The sequence below is a fragment of the Sinomonas sp. genome, assembly GCF_051955515.1.
Taxonomy (GTDB): domain Bacteria; phylum Actinomycetota; class Actinomycetes; order Actinomycetales; family Micrococcaceae; genus Sinomonas.
Genome location: NZ_JBQCGQ010000150.1, coordinates 1 through 19433 on the forward strand (window position 1 = coordinate 1; position 19433 = coordinate 19433).

Sequence of the window (19433 nt, forward strand, 5' to 3'; positions counted from 1 at the left end):
CTCAGGCCCGCTGACGGGCCCGCGCGGAGGCGCTCACCACGGTGAGGGCGCGCTCGACGGCGTAGCCCGGGTCCCGAGCCAGACCCTTCACCTCCGCGTCCGCCTCCGCCACGGCACGGATCGCCGTGGCGAGGCTCGCCGGAGTCCACCCCCGGATGTCCCGCTGCGCCTGTTCCACGAGCCACGGCTGCATTCCGAGCGTCCGGGCGATGCTCTGAGCGGAGCCCTGCTCCCCCGCAACCTTCGCGAGGGTGCGGAGCTTCGATGCGATGGCGGCGACGATCGGCACCGGATCGACCCCCGTCTCGAGGGCGTGGCGGAACGACGAGAGCGCCAGCGCGCTCTTGCCCGCGAGAGCGGCGTCCGCGACCTTGAAGGCGGTCGCCTCCACGCGGCCGCCGAAGTACTTCTCGACCGTGCCAGCGTCCACGGTCGACGTTGCGTCGAGCTGGAGTTGGCTGCACGCGGCGCCCAACTCGGCGAGACTGCTTCCCACCGCCGCCACGAGCGCATCGATCGCATCGCGATCGATGCGTCGGCCTGAGCCCTTGAACTCCGCGGCGACGAAGGCCGCCTTGTCCGAGTCCTTCTTGAGCGGCTGGCAGTCGACGACGGGCGCGCCCGACGCCTTGACGGCGTCGAGCAGCTTCTTGCCTCGAGTGCCGCCGGCGTGCCGAAGGACGAGCACGATGTCCGGCTCCGGCGTGGCGAGGTACGCGAGGGTGTCCGCGAGGAAGTCCTCATTCATCGATTCGAGCCCATGTGCCTCGATGAGCTTCCGCTCGCCGAACAGCGAGGGCGAGGTGACGAGCAGGAGCTCCCCGGAGGTGTAGGACTGGGCGTCGAGGCGCGTGACTTCAAGGCCGGGATCAGCAGCACGTGCCTGACGGCGGATGGAGTCGAGCGCCCGCGCCGCAAGGTAGTCCTCAGGACCCGAGATGAGGACGACGGGCGCGGGAGCCGCCCGACGGAAGTCGACGAGATGTGCTGGGGCGCTGCTGCGTCCGGCCTTGGGCTGGCGCCCCGACGATTGGCTCACGGATCCACCTTGTCACGCGCTGCGCGGCTCACCAAAGCCGCCTAACCGGCGGCGGGACCTTTGGACCTTCAGGCGCCGCATCCGGAAGCGTAGGGTGAGCCTCGCCACGAGAGGAGGGCCACATGAAAGCGCTCGTCTACCACGGCCCTGGCCAGAAGGCTTGGGAGGATGTCGCCGATCCCGTCATCGCGGATCCGACGGACGCGATCGTGCGGATGGACACCACCACAATCTGCGGAACCGACCTCCACATCCTCAAAGGCGACGTCCCAGCTGTTACCCCCGGCCGAATCCTCGGGCACGAGGGCGTGGGAGTCGTCGTCGAGGTTGGCCCTGACTGCCGAAAGGCAAAGGTCGGAGACCGCGTCATCGTCTCCTGCATCAGCAAGTGCATGCACTGCGACTTCTGCACGGCCGGCCTGACCTCGCATTGCCGGACTCTCGGCGGGATCGGCTGGATCTTCGGCCACCTCATCGACGGAACCCAGGCCGAATACGTCCGGGTGCCGTTCGCTGACAACGGGCTCATCCCGCTTCCCGGCGGCGTGACCGCAGAGCAAGGCGCCATGGTCAGCGACATCCTCCCCACCGGATACGAGATCGGCGTCCTCTACGGCTCGGTGAAGCCCGGCGATACGGTTGCGGTCGTAGGGGCCGGGCCCGTTGGCCTGGCGGCCATCATGACCGCGGGCCCTGCTGGGGCCACGAAGGTGGTGGCCGTCGACGGCAACGAATACCGCCTCGAGCAGGCGGCGAAGTTAGGGGCGACCGACCCCGTGACGGTCGGCGAGGGAGTGGACGTCGCCGCTGAGCTGAAGCGGCTCAGCCGCGACGGCCTCGGTGTCGATGTCGCGATCGAGGCGGTCGGTATCCCCGCAACCTTCCGCTCCGCGCTCGACTCGATCCGCCCCGGCGGAAGGGTAGCGAACGTCGGCGTCCACGGAAAGCCGGTCGAGTTTCCCATCGACCGCGACTGGATCAACAACATCACCATCACGACAGGACTCGTCAACGCCACCACCGCTCCCGAGCTGCTCGGAAAGATCAGCGCAGGTGAGATCGACCCCGGCAAATTCGTGACCCATCGGTTCGGCTTCGGCGAAATCCTGGAGGCGTACGACACGTTCGCCAACGCCGCGACCGAGCACGCGCTGAAGGTGGTCATCGCCGGCCAGTAGAGATCCTCGCCCCGGGGACCTTGGCCCCTTCCTCGCCTCAGCCGGGCACGCTCTACTGTGCTCATGGATGCGTCCCCCGAGCCCGCGCCCGCAGGCGAGCCCGACGTCAATCCACAAGAGCCGGTAGAACGGCTGCTGAGCGAGCTGGGGGCCCAACGGGCAGGCCTGTCGCAGCGCGAAGCGGCACGCCGGCAGGCCGTCCACGGTCCGAACGTGCTGTCCCGCAAAGGAGGCAGGCAGTGGCCGCAGCAGGTCCTGGCACAGCTGGTTCACCCGCTGGCCCTGCTGCTCTGGCTCGCGGCCCTGCTGAGCTTCGTGAGCGGTTCGGCTCCGCTCGCCGTGGCGATCGTCGCCGTCGTCGTTCTCAATGCCGCCTTCGCCTTCCTCCAGGAACGTCACGCCGAACGAGCCGTCGAAGCTCTCTCGGCCTATCTTCCGCACACCGCCCGCGTCCTGCGGAACGGCGAGGAGACTCATGTGGACGCGCGGTCGCTCGTGCCCGGCGACATCATCATCGTGAGGGAGGGCGACCGGGTCTCGGCTGATGCCCGGGTCCTCGACGGGTCGGTCGAAATGGACTTCTCGACCCTCACGGGCGAATCCCTTCCGGTCCTCAGGACTGCCGGCGGCGAGGGAAGGTCGGAACGGCTGCTGGAAGCAGCGGACATGGTCTTCAGCGGCACGAGCTGCACCGGCGGCGAGGCCACGGCGGTGGTTTACGCGACGGGTATGCAGACCGAACTGGGACGAATCGCCGCCCTGACGGAGCGGGTCGGCCACGACCCAAGTCCGCTGGAGAAGCAGGTCACCCGAGTCGCTCGGGTCATCGCCGTGGTGGCCGTGGCGATGGGGATCGCCTTCATCCCGATCGGTACACTGGCCGCCGGCCTCTCCCTGGGCGATGCGGTCAATTTCGCCATCGGGCTGCTCGTGGCCAATGTGCCCGAAGGCCTTCTGCCGACCATTACCCTGGCCTTGGCCGTCGGCGTGCGGATCTTGGCTGGCCAAGGAGCGCTCGTCAAGAAGATCAGCGCCGTGGAAACCTTGGGGTCCACGAGCGTGATCTGCACGGACAAGACCGGCACGCTCACCATGAACAGGATGCGCGCCCTCAGCATCTGGACGGCGGCAGACGGCACACTCGACCTGACCCGCGCGGTGGCGCCTCCACAGCACGGCTCGCCGCTCCAGCGCCTGGCAGCCGCCGCCGTCGCCTGCAACAACGCGTCTCTCAACGCCGACGGCACCGCGGAAGGCGACCCGACGGAACTCGCCTTCCTGCACGCCGCCGTGCAGCTCGGAGCCGACCCCCAGTCCCAGAACGGCGAACGCCTCGCCCAGCTCCATTTCGACCCTACGCTCCGACGCATGTCCACGATCGACCGGTCCCCCGAGGGCGAGGTATGGCTGCACTGCAAGGGAGCGCCGGAGGAAGTGATGCGGCTGTGCTCGCGAATGGGCAGCGCGAGCGGAGATCAGCCCTTGACCGAGGCCACGAGAACGTCCGCGACCGCAGAGGTCGACGACTGGGCCAGCCGTGGCCTGCGAGTGCTGGCCGTCGCGGAGCGGAGGCTCCCCTCGGAGGCGGCGCTGTCGGAGTCACGGCAGGACGCCGAAAGCGACCTGACACTCCTCGGCCTTGTCGGCATGCTCGATCCCCCGCGCCCCGAGGTCCCCGAAGCGGTGGCACGCTGCCATCATGCCGGGATCCGGCTCCTCATCGTCACCGGGGACCACGGTCTGACCGCCCGTGGGGTGGCTCAACGAGTAGGCATCGGAGATGCCGACATCCGCGTGATCAACGGGCGGGAGCTGGACCGGATGTCCGAGGCTGAGCTCGATACCCTGCTCTCAGCTCCGGACGAGATGATCTTCGCCCGCAGCTCCCCCGAAGCGAAGCTTCGGATCGCCGACGCACTTCGGGACATGGGGCAGGTTGTGGCGATGACTGGCGACGGCGTCAACGATGCCCCCGCCCTGCGGCGGGCCGACATCGGAGTGGCGATGGGGCTCTCAGGGACGGACGTGGCCCGCGAGGCGGCAACGATGGTGCTGACGGATGATGACTTCGCCTCGATCGTCAGCGCCGTTCAGTCTGGACGGCGGGTCTATGACAACGTCCGGAAATTCATCGTGTACATTTTTGCCCACGCCACACCCGAGGTCGTGCCTTTTCTCCTGTACGCCATAGCCGGAGGCGGTCTCCCGCTGCCGTTGACAGTCCTACAGATCCTGGCTGTGGACCTCGGCACCGAAACGCTTCCAGCGCTGGCCCTCGGCCGCGAGCCTGAAGAGCCGGGAATCATGGAGCGGCCGCCCCGCAGGCGGGGGCAGAACGTCATCGACGGCTCGATGCTCGCGCGCTCATGGGGGCTCCTCGGCGGCATTTCGACGGTCCTCGTATCGACCGGATTCTTCCTCACCCTCTTCGCCGGAGGCTGGCATCTGGGTCTGGACACGAGTCGCGAGCCGCTCCACACCGTGTGGGTCCACGCCACGACGATGACGTTCCTGGGGATCGTCGCCTGTCAGATCGGCACCGCATTCGCCGCGCGGACCCAAACGGCGTCCCTCGCCCAGATCGGCCTCGGCGCGAACCGGCTGCTGCTCTGGGGAATCGCCTTCGAGATCGCCTTCAGCGCCGCGATCGTCTACGTGCCGCCGCTTCAGGCGATCTTCGGCACGGCATCCCCCTACCCATGGCAGATCCTGATGCTCGTCCCGTTCCCTGTGATCGTCTGGGGAAGCGACGAGGTGTACCGGTGGGTTCGACGACGGAAGGCCCCGCCCCGATGAGCGCGGGGACCAAAGGCCCTTCACCGCCGTCAGCATGGCTTCGACAATCGAGCACGAGGGACGACGCAGCCGCCCCCGTCTGTCCGAAGGAGCCTTTCATGTCCCCGTCCCGCGAGGCCCTCGTCGTTCATCCTGCAGCCCCCGACATGGGCGAGACTCAGCGAGCGGCGCTCGGAGCATGCATCGACGCGGCGATGGCCTGCACACAGGCCTGTATTTCGGGGGCCGACAGCTGCCTCGAAGAGCCCACGGTTGCCGAGCTCCGCTCGGTGATCAGATGGCAGCAGAACTGCGCCTCGATCTGCACCGCCGCGGTCGAAGTGCTCTCACGGCTCGGGTCCGATTTCGGGCGCATGCCGGACTCCATTGTCAGGATGATGTCCGAGACCTGCGAGCAGTGCGGAGAAGCATGCGCTGCACACGCGGACGTCTTTCTGCACTGCCGGATCACAGCCGATGCGTGCCACGACGTGCTTGAGTCCGTTGCCTCCCTGATGGCGCGGAGCGAAAGATGACCGCGCCCGCCGACGAGGGGCAGCGCCCGGCCACTGCGGAAGAGCCGAATCACGCGGCCCTGGTACTCCGCTTCGGCGACATCGGCATGGAGGACCTGCCGGACGTCGGAGGCAAGAACGCGTCGCTCGGGGAGCTGACCCGCGCGCTCACGGCGTCCGGAGTTGCGGTTCCCGAGGGCTTTGCGACCACAGCCTTTGCCTACCGCGAATACCTCGAGGCGAACGGAATTCGCGAGCCCATGGCCTTGCTGCTCGCGGACTATCGATCGGGGCGGTCCAGCCTTCGGAACACTGGCGCCGCGATCCGCGAACTCATCCTGGCGGCAGAGTTTCCGCGTCCCTCCGCGGATGCCATTCGTGCCGCGTACCGCGGGCTCATCGCCCGGGCGGGTTCGGGAGCCGGCGCGCCGATTGCCGTCGCGGTGCGCAGTAGCGCGACGGCGGAGGATCTCCCCGAAGCCAGCTTCGCCGGCGCCCAGGAGACCTTCCTCAACGTGGTCGGCGAGCGTGAACTTCTGGAAGCCTGCCGTCGCTGCTACGCCTCCCTATTCACCGACCGTGCGATCACCTATCGAGAATTGCACGCTATCGACCACATGGGAGTCTCCCTCTCCATTGGCGTCCAGCGGATGGTCCGCTCCGATCGCGCCGGGTCGGGCGTCATGTTCACGCTCGACACCGAGTCGGGCTTCCCTCGGGCGGTCATGATCACCGCGGCATGGGGCCTTGGGGAGACCGTGGTGCAAGGGAGCGTGGAGCCCGACAAGTATGAGGTGTTCTCCCCCCTTCTCGCTGACCCTGGCGCGCGGCCGATCATCGGGAAGACGCTGGGGGCGAAGGAGTCAAAACTCGTCTTCGCCCGCAGCGGGTCCGGGACCCTGTTGCTCGAAACCTCAAGCTCGGAGAGGGAGGCCTTCGTCCTCGACGACGACGAAATCCTCGGTCTCGCGCGATGGGCCATCGCGGTCCAGGAGCACTATGGCAGGCCCATGGACCTGGAATGGGCGAAGGACGGGCTTAACGGCGAGCTGTTCCTGGTCCAGGCCAGGCCCGAAACGGTGCAATCGGCGCAGAGCGCCTCGATGCTGCGTGTGCACCGCCTGACCGGCTCGGGCCCCGTCCTCACCCGGGGTTCTGCAGTCGGCGACCGGATCGCCTCGGGCGACGCCTGTGTCATCAGAGACGTCAAGGACATCGGAGCCTTCCGCGATGGCTGCGTGCTGGTGACCACCATGACAGATCCGGACTGGGTCCCCGTCATGAGGCGCGCAGCCGGAATCGTGACGGACCACGGCGGTCCGACCAGCCACGCCGCCATCGTGAGCCGAGAGCTGGGGGTGCCGGCCGTCGTCGGCACCGTGGACGGAACCAGTGTCATTGCAGACGGGAACCCGGTGACCGTGACCTGCGCCTTGGGTGCGGAGGGACTTGTCCTCGACGGTCGCGTTCCGTTCGTCGTGGAGGAGGCCGACGTCGGCGCCCTTCCCGCGACGCGAACCCGGCTCATGGTGAACCTCGCCGATCCCTCGGGCGCCTTCCGCTGGTGGAAGCTTCCGGCGGCCGGAGTGGGTCTGGCAAGGATGGAGTTCATCGTCTCCAACCTCATCCGGGTCCATCCCATGGCGCTGGTCCATCCCGAGCGGGTCGGGGACGCCGAGGAAGTGGAAGCGATCCGAGAGCTCACCCGCGGCTACGCGGAGCCCGGAGACTACTTTGTCGACCGGCTCGCGAGGGGCATGGCGAAGATCGCGAGCCCGTTCTATCCAGCGCCCGCCATCGTCCGACTGAGTGACTTCAAGACCAACGAGTACGCAAACCTCCTGGGAGGGGCGGCGTTCGAGGAGCCGGAGGAGAACCCGATGCTGGGGTTCCGGGGCGCTTCCCGGTACCACGATCCGCGCTATCGCGAAGGCTTTGCCCTCGAATGCCGGGCCATCAGGAAGGCGCGGGAGGAGCTGGGCTTCCGCAATATCGTGGTGATGGTCCCGTTCTGCCGCAGCCCCCAAGAGGCAGATGCGGTCCTCGCGGTGATGGCTGAAGAAGGCCTGGTCAGGGGCGCGGACGGCCTTCAGGTCTATGTCATGTGCGAGATTCCCTCGAACGTCATCCTCGCGGACCAATTCGCAGCCCGCTTCGACGGCTTCTCGATCGGTTCCAACGACCTCACGCAGCTGGTCCTCGGCGTGGACCGGGATTCCGAACAGCTGGCCCGCCTCTTCGACGAGCGCAACCCGGCGGTGACGGCCATGATCGCGCAGGCTATCCGAGGGGCTCATGCGGCCGGGGTGCACATCGGCATCTGCGGCCAGGGCCCGAGCAACCATCCGGACTTTGCGCAGTTCCTCGTCGCGGAGGGAATCGACTCGATCTCGCTCAATCCGGACAGCTTCCTGCGGACGGTTCCGGTGATCGCCGCCGCCGAAGCAGGTCGTTAGCGCAGCGGAGATGGCTTACGACGACGGCCCGTCCCTGACCTTTCTCGGTGCGACCGACACGGTGACCGGCTCCCGCTACCTCATTGAGCACGACGGCACCCGAATCCTCGTAGACTGCGGGCTGTTCCAGGGCTACAAAGTCCTGCGCGAGCGCAACTGGCGGCCGTTCCCCGTCCCTCCCTGGACCCTCGACGCCATGGTGCTGACGCATGCGCACCTCGATCACAGCGGCTACCTCCCCGCGTTGGTCCGCGATGGGTTCAAGGGACCGGTCTACTGCACTCAGGGGACGGCCGAACTCTTGACGCTGCTCCTGCCCGATAGCGGTTACCTCCAGGAGGAAGAGGCCCGGACGGCCGCTCGCCGCGGGTCGTCCCGCCATGAATCCCCTAGGCCTCTCTACACGGTTTCCGACGCCGAGCGCGCCATCGAGCGCTTCCGACCAGAGGAGTTCGGCCGATCCCTCGATCTGGGAACGGGCATCACGGTGTGCTTCCGCCGTGCGGGGCACATTCTGGGCGCTGCCCAAGTCCAGCTTCAGGCCGAAGGGCGTTCGATCCATTTCACGGGCGACCTCGGCCGGGAGGACGACCCGCTCATGCTGCCCCCTGCGCCTCTGGAAGCCTGCGATGTGCTGGTGACCGAATCCACCTACGGCGACCGAAGCCATCCGGATGCCGATGCCGAGCGTGAATTGGGCGAGGTCGTCTCGCGGGTGGCGGAGCGCGGAGGGGTGGTGCTCATCGCGTCCTTCGCCGTCGGCCGCGCCGAGACCCTCATGCTCCATCTCTCCCGTCTTCGGCAGAAGCACCGCATCCCGGACGTCCCGATCTTCCTGAACAGCCCCATGGCCGTCGACGCCACGGAGATGTACCACCGCCATCGGGATCAGCACCGAATCAGCGATGAGGAGTTCGGCCGGATGTATCGGCTGCCGATCATGGTGCGCAGCGTGGAGGAGTCGAAGGCCCTCAATCTCCGAGGCGGTCCGATGGTCATCATCTCTGCAAGCGGCATGCTCACGGGCGGCAGAGTGCTCCACCATCTCGAGGCCTACGCCGAGGACCCGAGGAACTGCATAGTGCTCAGCGGCTACCAGGCCGGAGGCACGCGCGGCGCCGCTCTCCAGGGCGGCGCCCGGTCGCTTCGCATCTACGGGCGCGACGTTCCCGTGAGGGCCGAAGTCGTGAGCCTCGAGAATCTCTCTGCCCATGCGGACGCGGACGCGGTCCTCGCGTGGATGGCACGCGCCAAACGCCCGCCCCTCATGACCTTCGTGACCCATGGGGAACCCCACGCCTCGGACACTCTGCGGGGCCGCATCCAGCACGAACTGGGGTGGCGCGTGCGGGTCCCCGAATACCTGGAACGTGTGAACATCTCGGGTCTCCACTGACACCGTCGCGGTATGGCCTAAGTCTCTATCTGCTGTCCGTCGGCGAACCTACCCTCGAAGGCATGGATGAGTCCGCAGCAGGGAAGGCCATCGCAGGCATCGTGGTCGGCGTGGACGGTTCGCCTCTCTCCGTCGAAGCTCTGCGCTGGGCGATGAAGCTCGAGCCGGCCGTCGGTGGACCGATCACGGCGGCGATCGCCTGGCAGTTCCCGGCGGCGGCCGTTTTGGGCGCCTACCCCAGTATGGAGTGGAGCCCAGAGGCAGATGCGCGCGAAGTGCTCCAGAAGACCATCGAGGAAGCCTATGGCGACTCACCGCCGGAGGGGCTCAAGACCCTTGTCGCCTCCGGCCCCGCAGCCCACGTCCTGATCGAGGCCACCAGGCAGGCCCGCCTGCTGATCGTCGGCTCTCGAGGGCTCGGCGGGTTCATGGGGCTCATGCTCGGCTCCGTGAGCGCGGCGTGTGCAGAGCACGCCGGTTGCCCAGTTCTCGTCCTGCACACGCCCGAGGACTCCAAGGCCGCGCCGACCGCTTCCGCGGCTGCGCCCGCCACCACAGCGTCCGCCTGACACCCCGCAAAGGCGGATCCCTGGGTGAATGCCCTGGGAAGGAAAGGAAGGAAACAACCCATGAAGAAGTGGATCCGGTGGGAGGATTACGTGGCTGGGCTCTGCGGCCTGTATGCGGCTCTGTCCGTCCTCTGGACCGAGCAGACGACCGCGTCGCGAACGCTGATGCTGGTCTTCGGCCTGGTGCTCGTGGCTACCGCGGCGCTGAACCTGTCCATGCCCGGAACTCCCTGGCTTGAATACGCCCAATGCGCGGCGGGCGTCCTGCTGTTCATCTCGCCGTGGATCGGCGCCTACTCTGACCATACCGGGGCAGCGTGGACGTCTTGGATCGCCGGGATCGTGGCCGCTGGCGTCACCGCAGCAGCCATCAGGCCTGCGATCGAGGCCCACAACAAGGTGATCCCCTCGCACTGAGTAGGTGTTCTCCCCTCGGGCGGCTGTCGGCTCCACGCCGCGGCCGCCCTTTCTTGTGTGCGCTTCACGACAGCCTTGCCATCCTCTGGCATCTCGCGGTGGTTTGTCTGAGAATCCATAGTGAAAGACCGCTCCGGACGTCCCCCTCGTACCTGCCAAGCGGCGACGTTCCGCTGGTCAGAGGGCGATGCCCGGGCCAGGACGGAGGATGCCATGAGCAACAAGCTGCCCCAAGACCACCTGAGCAGCCTCGTGGCCGCGGTCGTCTCCCTAGCCCGGGACCTCTCCCTCCAATCGGTGCTTGAGCGTGTGGTGCAGTCGGCGTGCGAGCTTGTCGGTGCACGGTACGGGGCTCTCGGCGTGATCGGCGAAGACCGGCGCCTGAGCCATTTCATCACCGTCGGAATCGAAGACGAGCGGGTTCGGCTCATTGGCGACCGCCCCACTGGTCACGGCGTCCTTGGCGAACTGATCCGCGATCCCAAGCCTCTGCGGCTGCACAACCTTCACGAGCACCCCGTATCCGTGGGCTTCCCCGAGCACCATCCCCCCATGAAAACCTTCCTCGGCGTCCCCATCCGCGTCAGAGACGCCGTCTTCGGAAACCTCTATCTCACCGAGAAGGAAGACGGAGCGGACTTCACGGCCGAGGACGAGGAACTCGCCACCGCCCTGGCTGCGGCCGCCGGCGCTGCCATCCAGAACGCTCGCCTGTATGAGGAGAGCCGTGCCCGGCAACGTTGGCTCGAAGCAGGCGTGGCCACCAGCGAGGAGCTGATCGCCGACCAGCTGCAATCGCCCGAAGAAGGCCTGGACCTCGTTGCGGAGCGGGCGTTGCAGGCCTCGGATTCCGTCCTCGCCGTAGTCGCCGAGCCAGATCCCGAGGAGGGAACGCTCAGAGTGTGTACCGCCGTCGGCGCTCTCGCGCTCCCCGCCGGCGGCCGGATACCCCACCCTCAGGCCCTGAAGGAAGCGTCCACGAGTGGCCGGGCGCTCGTTGTCCGAGACCCCGCCGAGGTCTTCGGATCCAGCCCCGGGACCAAACTCTCCCAGGTGCTCGCCATGCCCATCGGTCATGCCAGCCCCGGGACGAGGCTCCTTCTTCTGGCGCGGCAGGGAGGCGCCCAGGGATACAGCCGAACCGATGTGGCCTCCGCCGACGTGTTCGGCGCCCACATCGGCCTTGCCCTCGACCTCAACCGAGCCCGGCGCGACCGCGAGGAGACCCTCATCGGCCTCGATCGCGACCGCATCGCGCAGGATCTGCACGACCTGGTGATCCAGCGGCTCTTCGCCGCAGGGTTGCGCATCCAGGCCCTGCGTCGCTTCACCACGGGTCCCGCCGCGGACGCCCGCATCGGCGAGGTCACAGCCGAACTCGACGCAAGCATCCGGGAACTGCGGAACACGATCTACTCCTTGGGTACCAGGGACAGCACCGCGCTGGAGACCTTCTCCCGAAAGTTCCTCGACACGCTCCGGAAGGCGCTGCACGAAGCAGACCTGAAACCCCACATTGACCTGACGGGGATCGTGGACGATATCCCGTCCCCGATCGCCCGCCAAGTCCTCGCCGTCCTTTCAGAGGCGGCAAGCAATGCGGTTCGGCACTCGCACGCCGCAAATCTGACGGTGTCTGTCGTCTTGGAAAACGGGAACCTCGAACTCCTGGTGAAGGACGACGGGCAGGGCTTCGAGGACCCCTCCCGCATCAGCGGTCTTGCTAACATGCAGCAGCGAGCACAAGCCCTGGGTGGTTCCTGCACCATCAAATCCGCGCAGGGACGAGGGACTGCCGTACGGTGGCGGATCCCCTTCCCGCCCGCGTAATCAGGAAGCACAGATCGCGGGTCGAAAGGCTCTGCCGCTGACTCCCTCACGATGCGACGGTAAGCACTGTGAGCGACGCGACTCCCCCGCGCTCGGATGGCGAAGGGCACGGACCCCGAAGGCGGATGGCCTTTCTGGCGGTATCGCTTCTCGTCGTGATCGTCGCTGCGGTGACGGCCGCGTTCTTCGCGTTGTCCCGCCCAACTCCCCCGCCGTCTGCTTCCATTCCACATCTCTCGGCCTCATCTTCGCCTTCGCCCTCCCAGCAAGCCCTGCCAGCACTGCCTCCAAGCGCACTGAACGTCCTCGTGATCGGCAGCGACATCCGAGGCGACGCGGCCGAGGCCGTGCAGAGCCAAGCCATGGCCGGCGGGGTCACCGACCAGCGCGCCGACATGATCATGCTCGTGCACATTCCAACCGACCGGCATAAGGTCTTCGGGATCTCGATCATGCGCGACAACTGGGTCACGATCGCCGGCTACGGCGACTCGAAGATCAACGCAAGCCTCGCTCTGGGGGGTCCCCAACTCGTCGTCGACACCGTCAGCTCACTTCTGAAGGTACACATCGATCACTACGTGATGACCGACTTCGACGGCTTCCGGGCGCTCACGGACGCACTCGGAGGGATAGAGGTCAACGTGGCACGACCGTTCACGTCCACCTTCGACACGCATCACACGTTCACCGAAGGTCCCAACCATCTCGACGGCCAGGCAGCACTCGAGTTCGTGCGCGAGCGGTACGCGTTCCCGGAGGGCGACTATCAACGGGTGCGCGACCAGCAGACGTTCGTCCGGGCTGTGATGACCAGCTTGCTGACCAACGGCAGCGCGCGGGATCCCGCGCATGCGATCGCCCTCATCACCTTGGTCGCCCCGCACCTGACCGTCGACCCCAGCCTGAATCTGGCGACTATGGCGGCTCTCGCCTATGCCCTCCGCGGCGCGGACCCGCAGTCGTCCGTGTTCTTCACCCTGCCCACCGCAGGCACCGGGACGTCGCCGGACGGGCAGTCAATCGTGCTCCCCGACTATCCCGGGATCGCAGAGGTCGGCGCCGCGCTCGCGACCGACTCGATGGACGCTTATGCCGCAGCGCACGGGCTGTGAGGTGAAGGGATGAGGGACACGCCAGGTGTTCTCGCCGTTGCAGGAGTGGACGGTTCATCGCAATCCCGTGAGGCGCTTACCCGGGCTGTCGAGGAGGCCGGGCTGCGCGGCGGCCGGGTGATCGCGGTGACGGCGTGGGATTTCCCGCTGATGGTCAACGGCCCTCGAAGCCGTCTCTATGGAACGGGAGGCCTTCGCCAGAGCGGCCACCCGGGTGCTCGACCTTGCCGCCGGCGCGCTCTCGCCGCGTGATGTCCCGATCCAGACGCTCGTCGGCCATGGCAGTCCAGCCAGAGTCCTCATTGAAGCGGCGGACGGCGCCGACGTCGTCGTCGTGGGTTCACGAGGCCTGAGCGGGTTGGCAGGCCTCCTGCTCGGCTCGGTGTCGGCTCACCTCGTGCACCACTGTCCATGTCCCGTCGTGGTGATCAGGCATCCGGCGACGGCCTAGTCAGCCGGTGGACGAGCTCGATTCCCGCGCACCCCGTGATGGCGACCGCCGCTCCGAGGGTACCGAACCACGGAGGCGGTGCGTCGAACTGGAGAAACTCCACCGACAAGGGCAGCAGGTAGACCGCGGCGGCGAGCCCGACCATGGAAAGGACCACGACGAGCCGCCAACCGGCCAGCGGCCGCGCCTGGCAGGTGAGCACCCAGAGTCCCAGCGTGGTGAGGACGAGGGTCGTCGCCGTCCGCACCTGATCGCCACTGAGGCCGGCCGCGTCTCCGCCCGCCGTGACGCCGAGCAGGCAGGCTCCCACGATCGTCCCGTTGGGGACCGCGGAGACCAGTGCGCGGCGCAGGAATCCCGGGGCATGACGGCGTCGGTTCGGCAAGAGGGCGAGGAAGAACGCCGGAATTCCGATGGTGAGCCCATCCGTCACAGAAAGCTGTCGGGGCAGGAACGGTGTTTCGAGCAACAGCAATCCGAGACCGATCGAGAGCATCATCGCGTAGACGGTCTTGGTCAGGAAGAGGACCGAAACCCGCTCGATGTTCGCCAGGACCCGTCGGCCTTGAGCTACCACGTCCGGAAGGTGGTCGAACGAGTTGTCGAGCAGCACGATCCGCGCGACTGCCTTGGTCGCCGCCGACCCGGATCCCATGGCGATACCCAGGTCCGCCTCCTTGACGGCGAGAGCGTCGTTGACGCCGTCGCCCGTCATCGCAACAGTGTGGCCGGCCGCCTGGAGAGCGCCGACCATCAGGCGCTTCTGGGCGGGAGTCACCCGGCCGATGACCGGTTCGTTGAGCACGGAAGAGGCGAAGGCCGCGGGGTCGTCAGACAGATTGCGCGCGTCCAAGCCCTGGTGCGTCCCGAGTCCAACCGCCGCTGCGACGGCGGCGACAGTTGTCGGATGGTCGCCCGAGATGACCCGCACGTCGACCCCTTCCTCGCGGAGGTAGGCCAAGGTCCTCGCGACGCCCGGTCTGAGCTGTTCCCGGAAGGCGAGGACCGCCGTCGCACGCAACCCGCCGGGAGGCCTTTCCTCGGCGACGTCGACGGGAGACAGCGATACGTCCGTGCGTGCGAGCAGGAGCGTCCGCAGACCCGAGGCCGCGAGTTCGCCCGCGAGGCGCACACCCGGTGCGTCATGATCGTCTATTGCGAACTCGGGCAGATTGACGAGGACGTCCGGCGCTCCCAGCACCCAGGTGCCCGAGGCGCTTCCCGTGAGGGTGGCCGCACTCCACTTCCTCTCGGAGGAGAAGCCGATCGTGGCTTCGGCGCGCACCCTCGCATCCGCGGGATACTCCTGGGCGAGACTGCGGATGGTTGGTCCCCCCGAGGCGTCGGCCCCGAACCAGGCCAACGCCGCCGCCAAGGACTCGGCCACAGAGGCTGCGGGGACGGGAACTACCCTGTCGAGGACGGTCCTCCCATCGGTGAGCGTGCCGGTTTTGTCGATGCAGAGCACGTCGATCCGTGCCAATCCCTCCACCGCGGGCAGCTCTTGAACGAGAACCTGCTCCCGGGCGAGGGCGATGGCGGCGACCGCGAAGGCCACGCTGGTCATGAGCACGAGCCCCAGCGGGATCATGGCGATCAGGGCCGCAATCGTGTCCACGGCGGCCACCTGCCACCGGCCGTCCGCGGCCGCAGGGCCCCACCCTCCCTGCACCTGCACTTGGGCGTTGAGAACCAGAAGGCCCAACGGCAGGACCACCCACCCGATCCACTTCAACAGCCGATCGAGGGATTCCCGCAGCTCCGAGCGCACGAGCGAGAACCGCCTCGACTCGGCGGTGAGGCGGTTCGCGAAGGCGCCGGCGCCCACTGCGCTCACCCGGGCCATGCCCGCTCCTCCCACCACGGCTGAGCCTGAGAGGAGCGTGTCTCCCACCGCGCGCACAACGGGCTCAGCCTCGCCAGTGAGGAGCGATTCGTCGATGCTGAGGTGCGAAGCCGTCAGGACGACGGCGTCTGCCGCGACTTGGTCTCCGGCCCTCAGGACCAGCACGTCGCCGAGGACCACATCAGCTGGGTCCACCTCGCGCTGCTCTTCCTCGCGAAGAACCCTCGCCGTCGGAGCTGTCAGGACGCTCAGCCGGTCGAGGGTGCGCTTGGCTCGGAGCTCCTGACCGACACCGATGATCGCATTGGCCAAAGCCGTGAGGCCGAACAGCGCGTCCTGCCATCGGCCGAGAAGAAGCAGAACCGCGAAGCCGGAGAGCACAATGGCGTTGAAATACGTGAGGGTGTTCGCCCGGACGATGGCCCACAGGGTGCGGCTGGTCGAGAAATCCTGACGATTCACCAGCCCCCGGCGGAAGCGCTCCGAAACTTCCGCCTCGGTGAGACCGATCGTCCGCCCCACAGGGCCCGCCGACTCCATCCGCTTCAGCGGTCTGCTTCTCCGACCGCGGCCGCTACTCCTCGGATGCCCGTCTGATCCCCGTCAGCGGCGAGACCCAGTGACCCGGCTCGACGACGACGAATCGACGACCCGTGAGCGCCACCGGGACCACCCGGACGAAGAACGCCTTCGCACCGAATTGCCAGGGGAACAGCGGGAGCGCCACCGCGTCGACAATGTCCACGGTCTGCAGGACCGGCTCGAGGCCGCCTTTGATGACGACAGACCACGCCTCGTTCGTCTCGGCGTCGTAGCCGTCCACCTCGAAGGCCACTTTCGCCTTGTCCAGCGAGGCGGCGAGCTTCGTGCCCGGATCGGTGCGGAAGAGGACTGTGCCGCGATCCACCACGTAGTTGACGGGGAACAGCTCGGGATGCTCCTCGCCCGCCACGGCCAGTCTGCCCAAGACCATTGTTCGGAGGAGTGCCCAGCACTCATCGCTGGCCAGTTCCTTCACTGCCGGGTACCGCATGGGCTGTGTCGACATGCCCACAGTCTAGATTCCTGCGGGGCACTCCAACACGGGACAAGGTCCCCTTCCGGCTAGCGCCTCCCAGCCGCAGTTCCCGTCCCGGGCGCGCGGCCGACCCTCGCCCGGCCGGTGTGCACGAGGAAGGGGGCCGCGCGGCGGTGGACACGGGCATGCGAGGCATGCACCGCCTTCATCCGGCCTGCCGGAGGAGCGATCCCCTGGGCGGCCAGCTCCCGAGCGGCCCTGGCATCGGCTGCCCGATAGAAGAAGTGCTTGGCGGTCTCCACGAGCACCAGGTACAGGACGACCATTCCCACGAGAGCCAGGAAGAAGGGGGCGGGCAGGGGCATGAAGCCGATGAGCGTACCCGGTGGCGTATACGGAATGAGCGCTCCCAGGGCCACGACGGCGAGGACGCTTGCGGTCAGCGCGATCGAGGCCCTGCTGCGCAGGAAGGGGATGCGACGCGTGCGGATTGCGAAGACGATGAGGGTCTGCGTCGCGAGGGACTCGACGAACCAGCCGGCCCGGAACTCCTCTGGGGCGGCATGGAACACCCAGAGCATGAGCCCGAACGTTGCAAAGTCGAACAGCGAGGAGATCGGGCCGAAGACCACCATAAACCGCCGGATCGCCCCGATATCCCAGTGAGCTGGCCGCCTGAGCTGATCCTGATCCACCCGATCGGTGGGGATCGCGAGCTGGCTTGAGTCGTACAGCAGGTTATTCAGCAGGATCTGGCCCGGCAACATTGGCAGGAACGTGAGGAAGGCGCTCGCCGCCGCGGCCGAGAACATGTTCCCGAAGTTGCTGCTCGTGCCCATGAGCAGGTACTTGATGGTGTTGGCAAAGATCCGCCGCCCTCCCACAACGCCATCGGCGAGGACGCCGAGGTCCTTCTGGAGGAGCACGACGTCGGCCGCATCCTTGGCGACGTCGGCCGCACTGTCCACGGAGATGCCGACGTCAGCACGGTTGAGGGCGAGCGCATCGTTGACCCCGTCGCCGAGGAAGCCCACCGCATGCCTGCTCCGCAAAAGCGTGACAATGCGGGCCTTCTGCTCCGGGGAGACCCGCGCGAAGACCCGGGCGAGGGATGCGGCGGAGGCCAGCTCGTCGTCGTCCATCCCCGTGATCTCTACCCCGGTGAGAACGCGGCCTTCCGGCATGCCGAGGACCGAGACGACGTGCTCGGCCACCAAGGCGTTGTCGCCCGTGGCGACCTTGACCTCGATCCCCAGTGCCGCGAGCCGCTGGAGAGACACCTGCGCATCGGCCTTGGGCTGATCGATGAAGCACAGGAAACCGGCCAGCGAAAGCTGCGGCAGGCCGTCGTCGTCCGCTTTCCCAGGGGGCCCGCTCGCGACGGCGACGACCCGCGCACCCCGACGGAAAAGCGCCTCGAGCTGGTCACGGGCACCTTGGTGCACACCCGCGCATCTCTCGAGAACCGCCTCCGGGGCGCCCTTGAGGATCCGCAGTCCGTCGCCCCCGACCGCGGGTCCGGCCACGACAGCCTCCATCGTGCGGCTTTCGTGGTCGAAGGGTCTCAGCTCAAGCCGACGCGTGGCCGCCACCCGCGGCAGGAGGTCCATGTGGGCCTGCCACAAGGCTGCATCCACGGGATTCTGGCCCTCGCCTGCGGCCCCGGGCTGCGCGGGGTCGAGCTCGCAGCACAGGAGCGCGAGCTCGGCGAGCCGCTCGGGGTCGCCGCCATCGACCGGCACGGCCTCTTCGAAGCCAATCCGGCCCTCGGTGAGGGTGCCGGTCTTGTCTGTCACCAGGACATCGAGGTTCCCGAGGTCCTCGATGGCGAGGAGCCGCTTCACGAGCACTCCGTCCTTGGCCAGGAGGCGGGAGCCCGCGGCGAGGCTGGTGCTGACGACGGCGGGCAGCAGCTGCGGAGTGATCCCCACTGCGATCGCAAGGGAGAAGAGGACCGAGTCGAGAAACGGCCTCTCCAGCAGGAGGTTGATGGCGAGGATGCCCGCCGTGAGCGCGAGCCCGACCCATAGGAGCATGAGGGAGAACTCGCTCAGCCCACGCTGGAACGAGGTCTGCGGCAAGCCCTGGGCGAGGCCTGTTGCGATCTGGCCGAACTCAGTGTCGTGTCCGGTTGCCGTCACGACCGCACGCGCCGATCCGGAATGCACGACGGTGCCCATCAGCAGGCAGTCGCTCAGCTCCGCGAGGCCAGTCCCTTCCGGGACAGGCGATGTCGACTTCTCCACCGCGGCGGACTCTCCCGTCAGCACGCCCTCGTCCGTCTCGAGGTCGACGGCGTCGAGGAGGCGCGCGTCGGCGGGGACGATATTGCCGAGCCCAATCCGGATGACGTCCCCGGGCGCGAGTTCGCGCACCGGCACGGGGCGTTCCTTCCCATCCCGCACGACGATCACGGTATGGCTGATCCGCTCGTGAAGGTCCGCCGCAGTCCGCTCCGCCCGGTATTCGTTCACGAATCCGAGAAGCGCGCTTCCCAGCAGGATCGCGATGATGATCGTGGCGTTGAGCTGGTCGCCGGTGGCGAAGGACATCGCCGCCGCTGCCACCAGAAGACCCTGGAGCGGGCTCGCGAACTGCCGGACCAGGACGTGGGGCCAGCTCACGCGCCTCGTCTCGAGCACATTCGCGCCGAGCGTGAGCCGCCGTGCCGCCTCGTCTTCACTCAGCCCGTCGTGCCCACTGCCGACGGCCGCAAGCACTTCGGCGGCGGCCATGGCGGCCGCGCGGAGGACCGGGAGCTGGACGAGCTCAGGGACAGCCTGAACACTCACAGGGCTCACACTAGGCGCACCGAGGCGACGAACGAA

At 67.6% G+C, this 19433-nt stretch carries 15 protein-coding genes; 11 read left to right on the forward strand and 4 right to left on the reverse strand.

Features of this window, described 5'->3' with window-relative positions; genetic code table 11:
- Position 1: 1 nt before the first annotated feature.
- Positions 2 to 1039 (reverse strand): DNA polymerase III subunit delta, encoded by a 1038-nt coding sequence (gene holA, locus ACTHL9_RS08310; RefSeq protein ID WP_440518381.1) that lies wholly within the window; start codon positions 1037 to 1039, stop codon positions 2 to 4.
- A 122-nt stretch (positions 1040 to 1161) separates the two neighbouring features.
- Between holA and ACTHL9_RS08315 the strand changes: the two genes are divergently transcribed.
- The 11 genes from ACTHL9_RS08315 to ACTHL9_RS08365 all read left to right on the forward strand — a co-directional run bounded on the left by ACTHL9_RS08315 (position 1162) and on the right by ACTHL9_RS08365 (position 13741).
- Entirely contained in the window at positions 1162 to 2217 is a 1056-nt protein-coding gene (locus ACTHL9_RS08315; RefSeq protein WP_440518382.1) for an alcohol dehydrogenase catalytic domain-containing protein, read from the forward strand.
- A 63-nt stretch (positions 2218 to 2280) separates the two neighbouring features.
- The gene (locus ACTHL9_RS08320; protein WP_440518383.1) at positions 2281 to 5013 is read left to right on the forward strand and encodes a cation-translocating P-type ATPase; all 2733 of its coding nucleotides are present in this window, start codon (positions 2281 to 2283) and stop codon (positions 5011 to 5013) included.
- A gap of 98 nt (positions 5014 to 5111) precedes the next feature.
- Entirely contained in the window at positions 5112 to 5528 is a 417-nt protein-coding gene (locus tag ACTHL9_RS08325; protein ID WP_440518384.1) for a hypothetical protein, read from the forward strand.
- Complete coding sequence (gene ppsA, locus ACTHL9_RS08330) at positions 5525 to 7963, forward strand: phosphoenolpyruvate synthase (protein WP_440518385.1); 2439 nt, start codon at positions 5525 to 5527, stop codon at positions 7961 to 7963. Before ACTHL9_RS08325 ends, ppsA begins: the two co-directional genes overlap by 4 nt.
- A gap of 10 nt (positions 7964 to 7973) precedes the next feature.
- A complete protein-coding gene (locus ACTHL9_RS08335; RefSeq protein WP_440518386.1) occupies positions 7974 to 9359 on the forward strand; it encodes an MBL fold metallo-hydrolase RNA specificity domain-containing protein in 1386 nt (461 codons plus the stop codon).
- Between the two features lie 62 nt (positions 9360 to 9421).
- Entirely contained in the window at positions 9422 to 9928 is a 507-nt protein-coding gene (locus ACTHL9_RS08340; RefSeq protein WP_440518387.1) for a universal stress protein, read from the forward strand.
- 60 nt (positions 9929 to 9988) lie between these two features.
- Entirely contained in the window at positions 9989 to 10345 is a 357-nt protein-coding gene (locus tag ACTHL9_RS08345; protein WP_440518388.1) for an SPW repeat protein, read from the forward strand.
- Positions 10346 to 10558: 213 nt separating this feature from the next.
- On the forward strand, positions 10559 to 12175 hold the full coding sequence (locus ACTHL9_RS08350) for a GAF domain-containing sensor histidine kinase (protein ID WP_440518389.1): 1617 nt from the start codon (positions 10559 to 10561) through the stop codon (positions 12173 to 12175).
- Positions 12176 to 12483: 308 nt separating this feature from the next.
- Positions 12484 to 13290 (forward strand): LCP family protein, encoded by an 807-nt coding sequence (locus ACTHL9_RS08355; protein ID WP_440518390.1) that lies wholly within the window; start codon positions 12484 to 12486, stop codon positions 13288 to 13290.
- A 9-nt stretch (positions 13291 to 13299) separates the two neighbouring features.
- Entirely contained in the window at positions 13300 to 13542 is a 243-nt protein-coding gene (locus ACTHL9_RS08360; protein ID WP_440518391.1) for a universal stress protein, read from the forward strand.
- The gene (locus ACTHL9_RS08365; RefSeq protein ID WP_440518392.1) at positions 13469 to 13741 is read left to right on the forward strand and encodes a universal stress protein; all 273 of its coding nucleotides are present in this window, start codon (positions 13469 to 13471) and stop codon (positions 13739 to 13741) included. The genes ACTHL9_RS08360 and ACTHL9_RS08365 overlap by 74 nt, the downstream gene beginning before the upstream one ends.
- Here ACTHL9_RS08365 and ACTHL9_RS08370 read toward each other — a convergent pair.
- From ACTHL9_RS08370 to mgtA, 3 genes are read right to left on the reverse strand one after another with little or no spacing between them, the layout of a single operon-like run.
- Positions 13719 to 16109, reverse strand: coding sequence for an HAD-IC family P-type ATPase (locus tag ACTHL9_RS08370; protein WP_440518393.1), 2391 nt, complete (start codon positions 16107 to 16109; stop codon positions 13719 to 13721). The two genes, ACTHL9_RS08365 and ACTHL9_RS08370, sit on opposite strands and share 23 nt — an antisense overlap.
- 52 nt (positions 16110 to 16161) lie before the next feature.
- Positions 16162 to 16635 (reverse strand): pyridoxamine 5'-phosphate oxidase family protein, encoded by a 474-nt coding sequence (locus ACTHL9_RS08375; RefSeq protein ID WP_440518394.1) that lies wholly within the window; start codon positions 16633 to 16635, stop codon positions 16162 to 16164.
- Between the two features lie 56 nt (positions 16636 to 16691).
- Positions 16692 to 19397, reverse strand: a complete 2706-nt coding sequence (mgtA, locus tag ACTHL9_RS08380) for a magnesium-translocating P-type ATPase (RefSeq protein ID WP_440518395.1) — start codon at positions 19395 to 19397, stop codon at positions 16692 to 16694.
- Between the last annotated feature and the right edge of the window lie 36 nt (positions 19398 to 19433).